26 protein-coding genes are annotated in these 14372 nt (G+C 39.7%); all 26 read right to left on the minus strand.

The genetic code is table 11. The annotated features are described in order from the left end of the window. Positions 1-44: 44 nt before the first annotated feature. Positions 45-893, minus strand: coding sequence for an SseB family protein (locus A3G9_RS0105055; RefSeq protein WP_002818488.1), 849 nt, complete (start codon positions 891-893; stop codon positions 45-47). Beyond that, positions 877-1635 (minus strand): tRNA pseudouridine(38-40) synthase TruA, encoded by a 759-nt coding sequence (gene truA / locus A3G9_RS0105060; RefSeq protein WP_002818487.1) that lies wholly within the window; start codon positions 1633-1635, stop codon positions 877-879. The genes A3G9_RS0105055 and truA overlap by 17 nt, the downstream gene beginning before the upstream one ends. Next, entirely contained in the window at positions 1622-2431 is an 810-nt protein-coding gene (locus tag A3G9_RS0105065) for an energy-coupling factor transporter transmembrane component T family protein (protein WP_002818486.1), read from the minus strand. The genes truA and A3G9_RS0105065 overlap by 14 nt, the downstream gene beginning before the upstream one ends. Continuing rightward, positions 2424-3248 (minus strand): ATP-binding cassette domain-containing protein, encoded by an 825-nt coding sequence (locus tag A3G9_RS0105070; protein ID WP_002818484.1) that lies wholly within the window; start codon positions 3246-3248, stop codon positions 2424-2426. Before A3G9_RS0105070 ends, A3G9_RS0105065 begins: the two co-directional genes overlap by 8 nt. Next, positions 3224-4024, minus strand: coding sequence for an ATP-binding cassette domain-containing protein (locus A3G9_RS0105075; protein ID WP_002818482.1), 801 nt, complete (start codon positions 4022-4024; stop codon positions 3224-3226). The genes A3G9_RS0105070 and A3G9_RS0105075 overlap by 25 nt, the downstream gene beginning before the upstream one ends. A 123-nt stretch (positions 4025-4147) precedes the next feature. Continuing rightward, positions 4148-4543 carry a 50S ribosomal protein L17 gene (gene rplQ / locus A3G9_RS0105085; protein ID WP_002818480.1) on the minus strand — a complete coding sequence of 132 codons (396 nt, stop codon included), beginning with the start codon at positions 4541-4543 and terminating at the stop codon, positions 4148-4150. Positions 4544-4573: 30 nt separating this feature from the next. Continuing rightward, positions 4574-5518: a DNA-directed RNA polymerase subunit alpha gene (locus A3G9_RS0105090; RefSeq protein ID WP_002821406.1), complete on the minus strand. Its 945-nt coding sequence runs from the start codon at positions 5516-5518 to the stop codon at positions 4574-4576. Positions 5519-5542: 24 nt separating this feature from the next. Beyond that, positions 5543-5941 carry a 30S ribosomal protein S11 gene (gene rpsK / locus A3G9_RS0105095; RefSeq protein WP_002820374.1) on the minus strand — a complete coding sequence of 133 codons (399 nt, stop codon included), beginning with the start codon at positions 5939-5941 and terminating at the stop codon, positions 5543-5545. 21 nt (positions 5942-5962) lie between these two features. After that, a complete protein-coding gene (rpsM, locus tag A3G9_RS0105100; RefSeq protein ID WP_002816335.1) occupies positions 5963-6334 on the minus strand; it encodes a 30S ribosomal protein S13 in 372 nt (123 codons plus the stop codon). A 57-nt stretch (positions 6335-6391) separates the two neighbouring features. Next, positions 6392-6511, minus strand: a complete 120-nt coding sequence (gene rpmJ, locus A3G9_RS1000000109850) for a 50S ribosomal protein L36 (protein ID WP_011677525.1) — start codon at positions 6509-6511, stop codon at positions 6392-6394. 41 nt (positions 6512-6552) lie between these two features. Further along, a complete protein-coding gene (infA, locus tag A3G9_RS0105105) occupies positions 6553-6771 on the minus strand; it encodes a translation initiation factor IF-1 (protein ID WP_002818476.1) in 219 nt (72 codons plus the stop codon). Positions 6772-6838: 67 nt separating this feature from the next. Continuing rightward, entirely contained in the window at positions 6839-7405 is a 567-nt protein-coding gene (locus A3G9_RS0105110; protein WP_002818474.1) for an adenylate kinase, read from the minus strand. 1 nt (position 7406) lies between these two features. Continuing rightward, positions 7407-8753, minus strand: coding sequence for a preprotein translocase subunit SecY (gene secY, locus A3G9_RS0105115; protein ID WP_002818472.1), 1347 nt, complete (start codon positions 8751-8753; stop codon positions 7407-7409). Positions 8754-8758: 5 nt separating this feature from the next. Next, positions 8759-9223, minus strand: coding sequence for a 50S ribosomal protein L15 (rplO, locus tag A3G9_RS0105120; RefSeq protein WP_002818469.1), 465 nt, complete (start codon positions 9221-9223; stop codon positions 8759-8761). Continuing rightward, entirely contained in the window at positions 9223-9408 is a 186-nt protein-coding gene (gene rpmD, locus A3G9_RS0105125; protein WP_002816353.1) for a 50S ribosomal protein L30, read from the minus strand. Before rpmD ends, rplO begins: the two co-directional genes overlap by 1 nt. 9 nt (positions 9409-9417) lie before the next feature. Further along, complete coding sequence (gene rpsE / locus A3G9_RS0105130) at positions 9418-9915, minus strand: 30S ribosomal protein S5 (RefSeq protein ID WP_002818468.1); 498 nt, start codon at positions 9913-9915, stop codon at positions 9418-9420. A gap of 17 nt (positions 9916-9932) precedes the next feature. Then, a complete protein-coding gene (gene rplR / locus A3G9_RS0105135) occupies positions 9933-10289 on the minus strand; it encodes a 50S ribosomal protein L18 (RefSeq protein WP_002818467.1) in 357 nt (118 codons plus the stop codon). Positions 10290-10320: 31 nt separating this feature from the next. Beyond that, a complete protein-coding gene (gene rplF, locus A3G9_RS0105140; RefSeq protein ID WP_002816351.1) occupies positions 10321-10857 on the minus strand; it encodes a 50S ribosomal protein L6 in 537 nt (178 codons plus the stop codon). A 39-nt stretch (positions 10858-10896) separates the two neighbouring features. Continuing rightward, the gene (gene rpsH, locus A3G9_RS0105145) at positions 10897-11298 is read right to left on the minus strand and encodes a 30S ribosomal protein S8 (protein WP_002818466.1); all 402 of its coding nucleotides are present in this window, start codon (positions 11296-11298) and stop codon (positions 10897-10899) included. A gap of 121 nt (positions 11299-11419) precedes the next feature. After that, positions 11420-11962, minus strand: a complete 543-nt coding sequence (gene rplE, locus A3G9_RS0105150; RefSeq protein ID WP_002816349.1) for a 50S ribosomal protein L5 — start codon at positions 11960-11962, stop codon at positions 11420-11422. A gap of 18 nt (positions 11963-11980) precedes the next feature. Next, the gene (gene rplX, locus A3G9_RS0105155; RefSeq protein WP_002816348.1) at positions 11981-12250 is read right to left on the minus strand and encodes a 50S ribosomal protein L24; all 270 of its coding nucleotides are present in this window, start codon (positions 12248-12250) and stop codon (positions 11981-11983) included. A 10-nt stretch (positions 12251-12260) separates the two neighbouring features. Continuing rightward, positions 12261-12629: a 50S ribosomal protein L14 gene (gene rplN, locus A3G9_RS0105160; RefSeq protein ID WP_002818465.1), complete on the minus strand. Its 369-nt coding sequence runs from the start codon at positions 12627-12629 to the stop codon at positions 12261-12263. Positions 12630-12650: 21 nt separating this feature from the next. Then, the gene (gene rpsQ / locus A3G9_RS0105165) at positions 12651-12917 is read right to left on the minus strand and encodes a 30S ribosomal protein S17 (protein WP_002818464.1); all 267 of its coding nucleotides are present in this window, start codon (positions 12915-12917) and stop codon (positions 12651-12653) included. 10 nt (positions 12918-12927) lie between these two features. Then, a complete protein-coding gene (rpmC, locus tag A3G9_RS0105170; RefSeq protein WP_002818463.1) occupies positions 12928-13137 on the minus strand; it encodes a 50S ribosomal protein L29 in 210 nt (69 codons plus the stop codon). Beyond that, entirely contained in the window at positions 13137-13568 is a 432-nt protein-coding gene (gene rplP, locus A3G9_RS0105175; protein ID WP_002818461.1) for a 50S ribosomal protein L16, read from the minus strand. Before rplP ends, rpmC begins: the two co-directional genes overlap by 1 nt. Continuing rightward, positions 13568-14371 (minus strand): 30S ribosomal protein S3, encoded by an 804-nt coding sequence (gene rpsC / locus A3G9_RS0105180; RefSeq protein WP_002818460.1) that lies wholly within the window; start codon positions 14369-14371, stop codon positions 13568-13570. The genes rplP and rpsC overlap by 1 nt, the downstream gene beginning before the upstream one ends. Between the last annotated feature and the right edge of the window lies 1 nt (position 14372).

The following is a 14372-nucleotide window of genomic DNA, read 5'->3' on the forward strand; positions in this document are numbered from 1 at the left end:
ACCGTTAAATATGATACTAGTTTTTATGCATCAAAGTCAAGTCATTATTCAGAATCGTTATCACTATTTGCCGATAATTCCAAAATAAAATCATTGGTTATCGGATTGACAACAATATGAGAAATCGCACTCCCAAGATTACCGCGGATCTCGACCAAGCCCTGTACCGGAACAGCAATAATTTGGGCTAGATCGTCAGTGTTATAACCATTTGCACTTGGCGAAAAATACCACTGGCTCAAATGATCCCAATCGGTAAAAATCGGTAAATAAGTAACATCCGCTTCGCCATCCTGTGATAATAAGAAAAAATCGATCGAATCCTGTCGAACCTTATGCTTTTTAATTCGTGTCGGTATCAGGAAAACTGCCCCATTGATCAAGTCGTTGATGTTATTCTGATTGACTTCGTTTGTATCAAGGGAAGTCTGTAAAGCTGGGTTTTCAATTTTTTCAGTTTCCTTTGTCTGCAGTTTATAAAAACGATTGAGAGCGTCATGACTAGGTTTTGAAAGAGTATTAGTATTATCTCTTTCAAGATTCATATTCCGATCAACGAATTGAGCTAATTGTTTAGTTGCTACCGGTAAGAATCCTTTAATTTCTGAATCAAAAAAAATAATTGATTCGTAAAAAGGATCTGAACTAAGACGAGTAAAAACTTCCAATCCCAATTGAAAAAAAGAATCTTCGGATAGTGTCATCATTGAAAAATTATCATATTTTTTTGTTTCTTCATTAAAATTAGAAAATGGTTCGGACCCATTCAAGAGTTTCACCAGTTCACTGCCATTATCTGTTTTCTTCGGATGATTAATTTCAATCACCGCAATATTTGGCGTTTGGTCATCCTGACCAACAAAATATTCGATTGTCTTAATCCATTGACTCATAGTAAACCTCGTCTAAGTATAGTCCAGATGCTGGAGCTGTGAAACGTGCCTGTTGACGATCTTTAATTTTAATCAAACGAATAATATCATGGACCGGTCTTGTTCCATTGCCAATTTCCAAAAGTACGCCGACCATAATCCGAATTTGATTATAAAGAAAGGCGTTTCCTTCAAAAGTAAATAATAATTCATTATTTTTAGGAAAAATCTTCAACTCCGCTTTTGTAACCGTTCTGATCGTAGTGGCTGTTTGATTACCGGAAGCCGCGAAACTGGAAAAATCGTGTTCGCCAATTAAATCAGGTAAGGCTTCTTGAATTTTATTAGTATCCAAATTCCAAAAATAATGTCCGGTATAAAAACGTTTGAAAGGATCGATAAATTTACTTGTCGAAACTCGATATAAATAACGTTTCCGATGGCTGCTGTGTCGAGCATTAAAGTTAATTGGCACTTTCTCAACTTTTTTAACAAGAATATCGGTCGGTAATTGACTATTCATCCCCATTAAAATTGCTTTTTCATTTAAATCAAAAGGAAAAATGAAATTGATTACCTGACCGTTAGCATGAACGCCGGCATCCGTTCGGCTAGCTCCGATAACCTTGATTTTCGTTTTAGCCATTTTTGAAACAACCTTAATTAATTCATCCTGAACAGTTCTGCTACCCGGCCTATTTTGCGTTTGAAAACCTTCAAAATAATGACCATCATATGAAATTGTAACCTTATAATTTTGCATAACTAAAATAAACAATCGAAAAGGAAATAACGGTAAAAATTATCAGGACAATTAAATCTATTTTTTGAAATTTCAATTGATGAAAACTGGTCCTGCTCTTCGCATCAATAAAACCTCTGATTTCCATCGTATCAGCCAAGGTCAAAGCCTTTTTAAACGCGACGCTGATTAAAGGAATTATCATCGGAATCAGTGTTTTTGTTCGTTTAACAATGCTGCCAGTTTTCAAACTGAGTCCGCGTGATCTTTGAGCATCGACAATTGTCGAAAATTCGTCGGACAAAATCGGAACAAAACGCAGCGTCATCGAAATTAATAAAGCGAAAGTTTTAGTGTCCAAACCAATCTTGCTCAAAGGCTTTAGAAGACTGGAAATTCCGTCGGCGATCGAAGTCGAAGGCGTCGTTACCGTCAACACAGTTGTCATAAAAATCATTAAGAAAAAGCGTAAAGCAATTATAATCGAATTTATAAGGCCAGTAGAAGAAATTCTCAGCCAACCGAAACTGATAAGAATGTCCGACTGATCGCTTGGTGCGGTTAAAAGCAATTGGATTAGCATCATTAAAATAACAAGTGAGAGAATCGAGCGTAAGCCCAACCAAAAAACCTTGATTGGAATTTTTGAACAGTAGATCGCAAAAGCCACAAAAAAAATCAAAATTCCATATGTTAACCAAGAATTAGCAAAAAGTAGAATGATTACGAAAAAAAAATCAATTACAATTTTAGTACGTGGATCCAATTTTCCAAGCAAAGAATCAGTTGGTAAAAAACGGCCGAAAATATTATTCATTGATTGCCTCGATTTCATCGGCAAGCTCGTCAATCGACAAAGGAGTTGATTTCAATCCTATGGAACGAGCAAAAGAGACTGTTGAGGGTGGTTGGATATCAGCATTCATCGGTTTGCTAAATATTTTTGTCGGGTTATTGTCAGATATTATTTTTCCTCTTCTAAAAATAATCGCTCGATCAACCAGAGGAGCCAAAGTATTAATATCATGGCTTACAGCAATGATAGTTGCTCCCTGTTCGTGAAAATAATTCAGAATTTTCAAAAGATCATTTTTAGCATATTCATCCATCCCTGAGGTTGGTTCGTCCAACAGTAAATATTTTGGTTGGTTAACTAGAGCTCCGGCAATTGCGACTTTACGCATTTGGCCAACCGATAAATTAAAAACAGAGTGTTCCCAAAGATCCTCTTCAATTCCAATTTGTTTAAGAACCTCTTTGGCTTTTTTTGAAGCCTCTGCTTTATTATTACCAAAATTCAGTGCAGCAAACTCAACATCATCTAACACTGTCGGAGAAAATAATTGTCTTTGGGGGAACTGAAAAACAAATCCAAAATTCCGTCTAACTTTCATAAGAATTTTTTCAGGAGAACTGTTGTTAATGATTTGCCCATCAAAATTTATTTCACCATTAGAGGGTAAAATCAGGGTATCAAGCAATCTTAAAAAAGTAGTTTTGCCAGAACCGGTTTGGCCGGCAACTAAAATAAATTCTCCAGAATTAATTGATAGAGAAAGATTATTTAAAGAAAAAGAATTTTCGTGTAAAAAAGATTTATATAAATAATTTACTTGTTTGAATTCAATAGCCATGAGAGCAGCTCTTTTTGAGAAATAATCGAAGAAGGTATTTTTCGATTCAACGAACGTTTTTGATTGATCTTTGAAACCAATTTAGAGACAAAAGTCTCACCCAATTGATGGTGGTGAAGAAAATCAATATCCGACATTAAAACTTTTGCGGGTTCATCAGCGATTATTTTACCTTTTTCTAAAACAACAGCTCGTTGCCCCCATAATATTTCATCTGGATCATGGGTAATATTAATAATCGTTAAATTCGGGTTTTGCTTATGAAGCTTACCAATTAAATTTATTATTGATTCTCTGGCCAATGGATCCAACATACTAGTCGCTTCATCGAAAAATAAGACATCGGCATTCAAAATCAAAGCCGAGCCAATCGCCACACGCTGCTTTTGACCACCGGACAACTGATCTGGAGAGCTTTTGGCATAATCAGACATGCCAATCTCCTGCAAAGTCTCCTTGATCTTGTTAGGCATCAATTCGGGCTTAATTTGTTGATTCTCCAATCCAAAAGCCAACTCATCTTCAACGGTTGCTCCAATAAATTGATCCTCTGGATTCTGAAAAACGGCTCCAAGCCGCGCCGCAACTTTTATTGTACCCGACGAAGGCGTTTCAAGACCAAGTATCAATCTCATCAAAGTCGACTTCCCAGATCCATTTCTGCCAACCAAAGAAAGCCACTCCCCACGATTAACCTGCAGAGAAAGTTGTCGAAACAATTCCTGACCATCATCAAAAGAAAACGACAAATTGTTAATTACAATAGCTGAAACCATCATTAAAATTTTAACAAAGGAAAACTGTTAAAAATAAAAAAGCCCTCAAATTTAATCTTTAGTCCATAAAGCATCGAAACTTTTAAAACTTTAGATAAATTTGGGGCTTTTAAAATAATTAATTTAATCAACAAATTCCAGTAATGCCATTGGAGCAGCATCACCGCGACGTTGACCTAATTTATAAATGCGTGTATAACCACCATTTCGACTTTTAAAGCGAGGAGCTACATCACTAAACAAAGTCTTAACAGCCTTTTGCTCAACAATATCCTCAGCATTGGTTGCGTTTTTAATCTTATTTTCATCTTCAACATCGCGAAGATAGGTAGCCGCTAAACGACGAGCAGCAAGATCACCACGCTTTCCAAGCGTAATCATTTTCTCAGCCTGGCGGCGAACCTCTTTGGCACGTGCTTCGGTTGTTTGAATTTTGCCGTTAAGAATTAAATTAGTTGTCAAATCACGCAAAAGTGCTTTGCGCTGGGACTTGGTCCTTTGCAACTTACGGTATCCCATGATTACTCCTTTCTGGATTTCTCCGATTATTTAGTTTTCAGTTTCCTGCTTAAATGACTGACCACGTTCAGCTAATTTTTGAATAATCTCTTCAAGTGATTTGCGTCCAAGATTTCTAACTTCGCCCATATCATGCAGGGTTTTATCTGTTAGATCCTCAATTGTATTAATTCCCGCACGTTTCAGACAGTTAAACGAACGAACCGAAAGTTCAAGCTCTTCGATTGGTTCCTTGTTTTCCATAACTGTCTCAACAGCATCAGGATCAAGCATCATTTCTTTCTTCCCAGCATTACTCAAATCAATGAACAAAGCTAGATGTTCAGATAATATCTTGGATCCAAGACTCAAAGACTCGCTTGGACTAACAGAACCATCAGTCCACACTTCTAACGTTAATTTGTCATAATCATCACGATGACCAACACGAGTCTTTTCGACTGTATAATTAACCTTAGAAATAGGTGTATAAATTGAATCAATCGCTAAAACACCAATGCCAAGTTCCATCTTGGCTTTATTCTCTTCAGCTGAATCATATCCGCGACCACGTATAGCAGTGAGAGCCATATGTAGGCTCTTACCAGCCGAGACTGTCGCAATGTGCAAATCAGGATTCAAAATCTCAACATCGCCATCGCTTTTGATATCTCCGGCAGTCAATTCACCAGCACCACTAAAGTCAACTTCAAGCGTCTTCTGTTCATCGGAATCAATCCGCATAGCAACCTTTTTTAAATTCAAAATTATTTGAGTAACATCTTCTGTTACACCATCAATAGTCGTGAATTCATGAAGGACACCATCAATCTGGACAGAATTAATTGCTGCACCGGGCAGGCTGGATAACAAAACTCTTCTTAATGAATTTCCAAGAGTAGTTCCATAACCGCGCTCGAGAGGCTCGGCAACAAACTTTCCATAATTTTCTGATTCTTCGACGGTCGAAATTGTTGGCTTTTGAAATTCGATCATATATTTGCCTCTCCTATATATTTTTTATGCCCGACGCTGCTTCGGTGGACGAGAACCGTTATGAGGAACGGGAGTGACGTCGCTAATTGCAGTAATTTCTAAACCAGCAGCGGCAACAGCACGAATTGCAGATTCGCGTCCAGGACCTGGTCCTTTAACACTGATTGCAACACTATGCATATTTTGTTCCATTGCTGCTTTGGCAGCAGCTTCACCAGCAAGTTGAGCAGCAAAAGGAGTAGACTTACGAGAACCCTTAAAACCTAATGAACCAGCTGATGACCAAGAAACTGCGTTTCCTGCTTCATCAGTGATCAAAACAATCGTGTTATTAAAAGTTGAATGAATATGGGCAACGCCTTTTTCAATATTCTTTTTAGCGCGACGCTTATGACCACTTGTGCGACTTGTACGACTTGCCATACTGAAAATCTCCTTTCTTAATTATTTCTTCTTGCCAGCAATCGCTCTAGCTGGGCCTTTACGAGTACGTGCATTATTCTTCGTGTGTTGTCCACGAACTGGTAATCCACGACGGTGACGAATACCACGGTAAGAGGCGATTTCCTGAAGTCCCTTAATATTTAAGCTAACTTCACGACGCAAATCACCTTCAAGTGTTAAGTTTAATTTGTCAACTGCTGCACGAACTTTATCCTCATCTTCAGGACTAAGGTCACGTACACGGACATCTTCGCTCACACCAGCTTCTGCCAAAACCTTCTCAGCAGTAGTATTACCGATTCCATATATATAAGTAAGACCAATCACGATCCTTTTGTCACGTGGTAAGTCAATACCTGCAATACGAGCCATAACAATTCCTCCTTTCTATATGTATGCCGGTTCTTTATGCCACCGACCTGCCTAATGTTACTTGCCCTGGCGTTGCTTGTGTTTGGGATTTGCCGAGCAAATTACCATAACGCGACCATTCCGCTTAATAACACGGCATTGATCACACATTGGTTTTACAGATGGACGTACTTTCACAATCTATTCCTCCTATTCGGTTAACTGATTGTTGTCTCGCCTTATTTATGACGATAAGTGATTCGACCCTTAGTCAAATCATATGGCGACATTTCAACCGTCACACGGTCTCCAACGAGAATACGGATATAATTTTTACGAATCTTGCCAGAAACTCCGGCTTGAATCCTTGCACCGTTTTCCAACTCAACAATAAAGTTAGCGTTTGGTTTTGTTTCTTTAATTACTCCTTCAATCTCAATAACGTCGTTTCCTGCCACTCTTACCTCCAAATTCATACGGTCAACCTGCAAATTATATCAGCATTACTAAAGAAAATCAAGCTATTTATAAATTTGAAACAAGTTTTTTAATCTTTGGATAAACAACTGAAACTTCTCCATTTGCATCAATCGTGTAAAGACTTCCTTTATTACGATAATATTCAACCAAGGGCATGGTTTCTTTTTTTGCAACATCAATTCTGTGAGCGACAACTTCCGGTGTATCGTCTTCCCTACCACGTCCAAGCATTCTATTAGTTACGGTTTTTTCCGAAGCATCTAAATAGATAACCGCATTAAGCTTCTGTTGAATACTTCTCAAAAAAGATTCCAGTGAATCTGCTTGAGAAGTATTTCTCGGATAGCCATCGAGAATAAAACCACCGGCATCCTTAACATCAGCCTCATTCAAACGTTCGTTCACAATTCCATTTGTGATTTCATCAGGAACAAGATTCCCGGCATCCATGAAAGATTTAGCCTTATCACCTAATTCAGTATGATTGGCCATCGCCGAACGAAAAATATCTCCAGTAGATATGTGAGGCAGTTTAAAATCCTCAACCATAATATCAGCGTTTGTACCTTTGCCAACTCCAGGAAGACCCAACATAACAATATTTTTAGACATTTTAAATTTTCCCTTCAGATAATTCTTTATCGTAATAAGGATGTGAGCGAATCAAACCAATATAGTTTTTCTTTTCTGTCAATCCTTCAATTTGGTGCATCAAATCAACCGCGACACCAATCACAATCAATAGACTAGTACCACCCAAACCAATCTTTGAATTGGCATCTAGAATTCCAAAATTCTGTGCTAAAAGTGGTACAACTGCAACAACGGCTAAAAAGATCGACCCTGGACCGGATAAACGATTAAGTAGGCGACTAAGGAACTTCTTCGTCTCTTCGCCAGGCCTTACACCGATTATATAGGAACCCTGCTTTTGCAGATTTTCGGATACCTTTTCCGGATTAACCTGGACAAAGGCGTAAAAGAAAGTAAATAAGACAATCATCAAGCCATATGCTAATGTCCCTTCCCATGTCTGAAGGCTGAAGATGTTGCTAGCGATCTTATACCATGGCTTATCTCCCCAAGAACCAACAAAAGCCTGCAAAATAGTTTGAGGAGTTGTGATAAGAGATGAAGCGAAGATAACCGGAATAACGCCGGAGACATTAACTCTTAATGGCAAATAACTTTCGTCACCATAATTACGATCCGAACGCGTATATTGCATAGGGAGACGGCGAACAGCGCCATAAAACCATGTAACGAAAGTAACAACAATCAGTAGGGCCAAGAAAAGAACACCAAAGCTAATCCATCCGTTTACTGCTGGACCTTCAAGAACATCCTCCTGAAAAAGCTGCCATATCCCTGGTATCAGTTGGGCAACAATACCGGCGAAAATAATCATCGAAACGCCATTGCCAATGCCTTTGTCCTGAATCTGTTCACCAAGCCAAACAGAAAACATCGATCCAACCGTCATAACGGCCGCAATAACAAAATAAGAATTGAGAGAAGTATTTTTCAGTAAAGTTACCCCTATTGGTTCGCCCAAAGCATTTAGACCAGCCGTAATACCAATCGATTGAATGAAAGCCAAAACAATTGTCAAGTAACGAGTTACCTGAGTAGTTTTACGACGACCAGTCTCACCCTGTTTGGACCATTCAACCAATTTCGGAACGATATCCATTTGCAACAACTGAATGATAATTTGAGCTGTAACATAAGGACTAACGCCAAGAGCAAAAAGAGAATATGCCGAAAGACCGCCACCAGAGAACAAGTTTAAAATCGAAAGTAATGAAGTCTGGTCCATTAGCTTTGTCAAAGCACTTGCATTGACACCCGGGACGGTTATGTAGGCGCCAAACCTATAGACAAGCAAAATAAGCAAAGTCCAATAGATACGAACGCGAATTTCCTTTTGTTTTAGAGCTTTTATTAATAAACTAAACATGGAAATTAATTTTCTGAATCAGCAGTTTCGGTAGTTAAAATAATCTTGCTACCGGCTTCTTTGATTGAATCCTGTGCAGCTTGTGAAGCTTTTGCTGCATGAATAGTAATTTTTTTATTAAGTTTACCAGAAGCCAAAACTTTGACGCCTGATAATTCCTTTTTAATGATACCAGCTTCTTTCAATGAAGAGGCCGAAACAGTTGTTCCATCGTCAAACTTATTAAGTTGGTCAAGATTAACGATTGCATACTCTTTACGAGAAATATTGTTAAATCCACGTTTAGGCATACGACGCATCAATGGCATTTGGCCACCTTCGAAACTTAGACGCAATTTTTTTCCTTCACGAGCCTTCTGGCCTTTTTGTCCACGACCAGCTGTCTTTCCTTTGCCGGCAGAGAAACCGCGAGCTTTTCGAGTAGAAGATTTACGAGAACCAGCGACTGGTTTTAAAGTTGATAAATCCATTATTTGTTAACCTCCTCAACCGAAACAAGATGAGCAATCTTAAAAATGATACCACGAGTCGCAGCATTATCTGGGCGAACAACAGAAGAGTGAACACGACCCAAGCCAAGAGACTTTGCAATCTCTCGTTGACGAGGCTCACGATGAACTATGCTTTTAATTAAAGTAATTTTTAAATCTGCCATGTCTCCTCCTTATTCTCCAAGGCTAACGCCACGCAATGCAGCAACCACCTTAGCTTCCTTTAAGTTCTTTAAACCATCAAACGTTGCACGAACAACATTGACAGCAGTTGATGATCCAAGTGATTTCGCAGTAACATCAGGGATACCTGCTAACTCCATAATTGGACGAGTAGAGCCTCCTGCAGCAACCCCGGAACCTTCAGAAGCAGGCTTTAAGAGAACTTTTCCGCCTCCGTCAACGCCAAGAACCTGATGAGGAATCGTAGTTCCAACGGTCGGGACCTTGATCAAATGACGTTTAGCATCTTCAACAGCTTTACGAATAGCCTCAGGAACTTCTTGGGCCTTTCCAGTACCAAAGCCAACATGCCCATTTCTATCACCAACAATTACCAAAGCGGAAAAACGAAGCCGACGGCCACCTTTCACAACTTTTGTAACACGATTGATAGAAACAACATTTTCTTCAAGATCGCCAAGTGCATTTGGATTAATATATTCTGCCATATTTTTTCCTCCTTCCCTTAGAATTTCAAACCTGCTTCACGAGCGCCGTCGGCCAGAGACCGAACACGTCCGTGATAGAGATACCCACTCCGGTCAAAAACAACCTCAGTGATTTTTTTTGCAATAGCTAGTTTGGCAACCGACTGGCCAACCTTACTTGCTTGTTCAGATTTAGTTCCACCTTGGTTTTCTTTTTCCAAAGTAGAGGCACTTGCTAGCGTGACACCTGCTACGTCATCAATTACTTGTGCGTAGATGTTTGAATTAGAACGAAAAACACTCAAACGGGGGCGCTGTGCAGTACCAGAAATCTTACCACGCACACGCGCGTGACGCTTTTGACGCGTCTTATTTTTATCTGGTTTTGTAATCATAGCAATGCTTCCTTTTAATAATTTAGACTAGTTATTTACCAGTCTTTCCTTCCTTACGACGTACGATTTCGCCTTGATAACGAATTCCCTTGCCTTTATAAGGTTCAGGCGGACGAACTCCGCGAATCTCAGCTGCAAAATCACCGACACGTTGTTTGGAAATACCCTCAATAGAAATATGGGTAGCATCAGGTACAGCAACTTTCAGACCTTCACGCGCTTCAAACTCAACCGGGTGGGAAAAACCAACAGTCAACACAAGTTTATCTCCTTGCATCGAAGCACGATATCCAACACCAACAAGTTCAAGATTCTTTTTAAAACCTTTAGAAACGCCCTCAATCATATTAGCAACATTAGCACGAGTAGTTCCATGCAATGCTTTATTCCGATTAGAATCATCGGGACGACTGAACTTAGCTTCAGATCCCTCGATATTCATTGAAATCACCGACGCGATCGAACGGGTAATTTCACCTTTAGGACCCTTAACAGTTACCTGATCGCCCTCCTGCTTTATTTCAACACCAGTAGGAATGGTGATTGCTTTATTTCCGATACGACTCATGGTTTTCTCCTTTCCTAGATAAATTAACCATGGATTAAATTACCATACGTACGCGATTACTTCTCCGCCAATCATCTTAGCACGAGCAGCTTTATCTGTCATAACGCCTTCAGATGTTGACAAAATCGCAATTCCCAAACCATTTAGTACTTTAGGAACAGAATCAGCCTGGACATAAGAACGCAAACCGGGTTTTGAAATCCGTTTTAAACCAGTAATAATACGCTCACGATTTGGGCCATACTTTAAACTCAAAGAAATCAAACCTTGCTTATTAGGAGTATCAACAACTTGATAATCGGTAATAAAACCCTCATCCTTTAAAATTTGGGCAATATTAATTTTGATCTTTGAAGCAGGGGTCTCAACGGTTTCGTGACGAACCATGTTCGCATTCCGGATCCGGGTCAAAAAGTCTGCAATTGGATCAGACATTGTCATAATGAATTTCCTTTCTAACAGTTGTCGCGTAACAATGCACTTTTTAGACAAAACATCATTGATAATTTATCTAAAAAGCACGTTTGTCCAATAGCGATACTTTGTTTGTGCTTTTTAATAATTACTTAGCAAAGGGCATGCCAAGTTGACTAAGTAATTCAAGACCTTCTTCATCAGTCTTGGCAGTCGTAACAATAACAATATCAAGTCCGCGGACCCGATTAACGTCATCGTAATTGATTTCAGGGAAAATTAATTGTTCTTTGATACCAAGAGTATAATTTCCACGACCATCGAAAGATTTGGTGGACGTACCGTGGAAATCACGAACACGAGGTAATGCAACATTAATCAATTTATCAAGAAAGTCATACATACGTGTTCCACGAAGTGTAACTTTACTTCCAATACTCATTCCCTCACGTAAACGGAAACCAGCAATTGACTTTTTAGCCTTGGTGACAACTGGTTGTTGGCCAGCAATTAAACGCAGTTCAGAGACAGCTTCATCAAGATTATTAGAGTTAGTAACAGCATCGCCGACACCCATGTTCAAGACAATTTTCTCAAGCTTAGGGGCCTGCATTAATGATGTATAGTCAAACTTTGAAATCAGAGCTGGTCGAACTTCATTAACATATTTTTCTTTTAACGCATTTACCATGAAAATGATTTCTCCCGCTTATTTTTTATTGCTTTCGCGCTTGCTAGCGCGAATTGTTTTCTTTTTAGAGGCATCCAGCAGCATCACATTGGATACATGGATAGCTGCCTCTTTTTCGATAATTCCACCCTTAGGCTCTGCCTGGGTTGGCTTTTGATGTTTTTTGACTTTGTTCACGCCTTCGACAATTACACGATCAGTTTTCAAAAATACCTTGGTAACTGATCCTTCTTTACCCTTGTCCTTACCGGCGATCACGCGGACTTTATCTCCAGTCTTAATATTCATGTGATCCTCCTTATAGAACTTCCGGCGCAAGACTTACAATACGCATATAGTTGTTATCGCGTAATTCACGTGCGACAGGTCCAAAAATACGTGTACCAACCGGCGACTTATCATCTCTAACGATGACAGCGGCATTTTCATCAAATTTAATATATGAACCATCAATTCGATGAACACCACTAACCGTACGAACGATAACCGCTTTAACAACATCACCTTTCTTAACGGTGCCGCCAGGAATAGCTTGTTTAACAGTGGCGACAATCATATCGCCGATATTAGCAAATTTCCTTCCGGAACCGCCAAGAACTTTGATTGTCAAAATTTCACGAGCGCCAGAGTTATCAGCAACTTTAAGGCGACTTTCTTGTTGAATCATAGTTCTGCTCCTTTCAAAATATTACAAGACGACAGCTTTTTCGACCACACGAACAAGACGAAAACGCTTAGTAGCAGACAATGGACGAGTCTCCATAATCTCAACAACGTCATTCAATTTGGCATCATTATTCTCATCATGTGCCTTAAACTTTTTAGCATAGTTAACTCGCTTACCATAGACAGGGTGGTTTTTATAAGTTTCAACTGCTACAGTAATGGTCTTGTCCATCTTGTCAGAAACAACACGGCCACGATAAACTTTACGTGTATTACGTTCTTCACTCATAGTAACCTCCTTATGCCTTTGCCTTTTCGGCAGCGATTTCCTGAGCCCACAGCTCAGTTTTAATTCTTGCAATGTCTTTTTTGACCGTTGAAAGACGGGCGGTATTCTCTAATTGACCTGCAGCTTGTTGGAAACGTAAATTAAAAAGTTCTTCTTTGGCATCTTTTTCACGCTTTAACAAATCATCGCGGGATAGACCTTTAATTTCTGAAGCTTTCATTATGCGTTTACCTCCTTACTTGCTTCGGCTTTGCTAACAATTTTTGCCTTAACTGGCAATTTATGCATAGCTAATCGCAAAGCTTCTTTAGCCACGGCTTCGGAAACTCCGCCAACTTCGAACATAATTGTTCCACGCTTGGTCGGGGCTACCCAGCCTTCCGGAGCACCTTTTCCATTACCCATACGGACACCAACACCCTTGGATGTATAGGACTTTTGTGGAAAAATCTTAATCCAGACTTTACCACCACGTTTCATATAACGGGTAATGGCGATACGAGCTGCCTCGATTTGGCGGTTCGTAATCCAATTATTTTCAAGTGATTGCAAACCGTAATCACCAAAAGCAACTGTCCGGCCACCTTTAGCTTCACCGCGCATGTGTCCACGATGAACACGACGGTACTTAACACGTTTAGGAACTAACATTAGTTATTACCTCCTCGTCCTTGAGTAGAAGCTTGACCTTGACGAGGGCGACGAGAACGACCACCATTCTGACGACTGTTTCCACGGCCACGATTATTGCCACGGCCACGATTATTCGCTGCAGCAGCAACATCCTCATCTTTAATGAATTGGCCATTCTCGGCATCGCCACGATAAATCCATGTTTTAATACCAAGATTACCGTAAGAAGTCATCGCTTCGTCCCAAGAATAATCAATATCAGCACGTAAAGTATGAAGAGGAACGGTGCCCTCCGTATATTGCTCTTTACGAGCAATATCAGCTCCATTCAAACGTCCTGATACCATTGTGCGAACACCCTTAGCGCCAGCACGTTGAACACGTTGAATAGCTCCACGCATTGCGCGACGGAAAGCAACACGCCTCTCTAAATCGGCAGCAATTTGTTGGCCAACAAGGTGAGCATTTAAATCTGGTTTACGAATCTCGACAATATTGATATTGACGCGCTTGTGTTGACCCTTATAAGTATCAACTATCTTTGACAATTCACTACGCAAACGCTCAACATCAGCACCGCCACGACCAATAACAATACCAGGCTTAGCAGTATGAATAGTTAAATTAATGCGAGTAGGTTCAGTACGTTCGATTGTGATACGATCAACAGCTGCATCTTTTAAATTCGTTTCAAGATATTTGCGAATCCGCAAGTCTTCTTGTAAAGCAGGAACGTATTCCTTTTTGTCGGCATACCATTTAGCATCCCAGTCACGAATGACTCCAACACGGAATCCAATTGGATTAATCTTTTGGCCCATA

Origin of the sequence: Oenococcus oeni DSM 20252 = AWRIB129, assembly GCF_000372485.1 — a bacterium.
Lineage (GTDB): Bacteria > Bacillota > Bacilli > Lactobacillales > Lactobacillaceae > Oenococcus > Oenococcus oeni.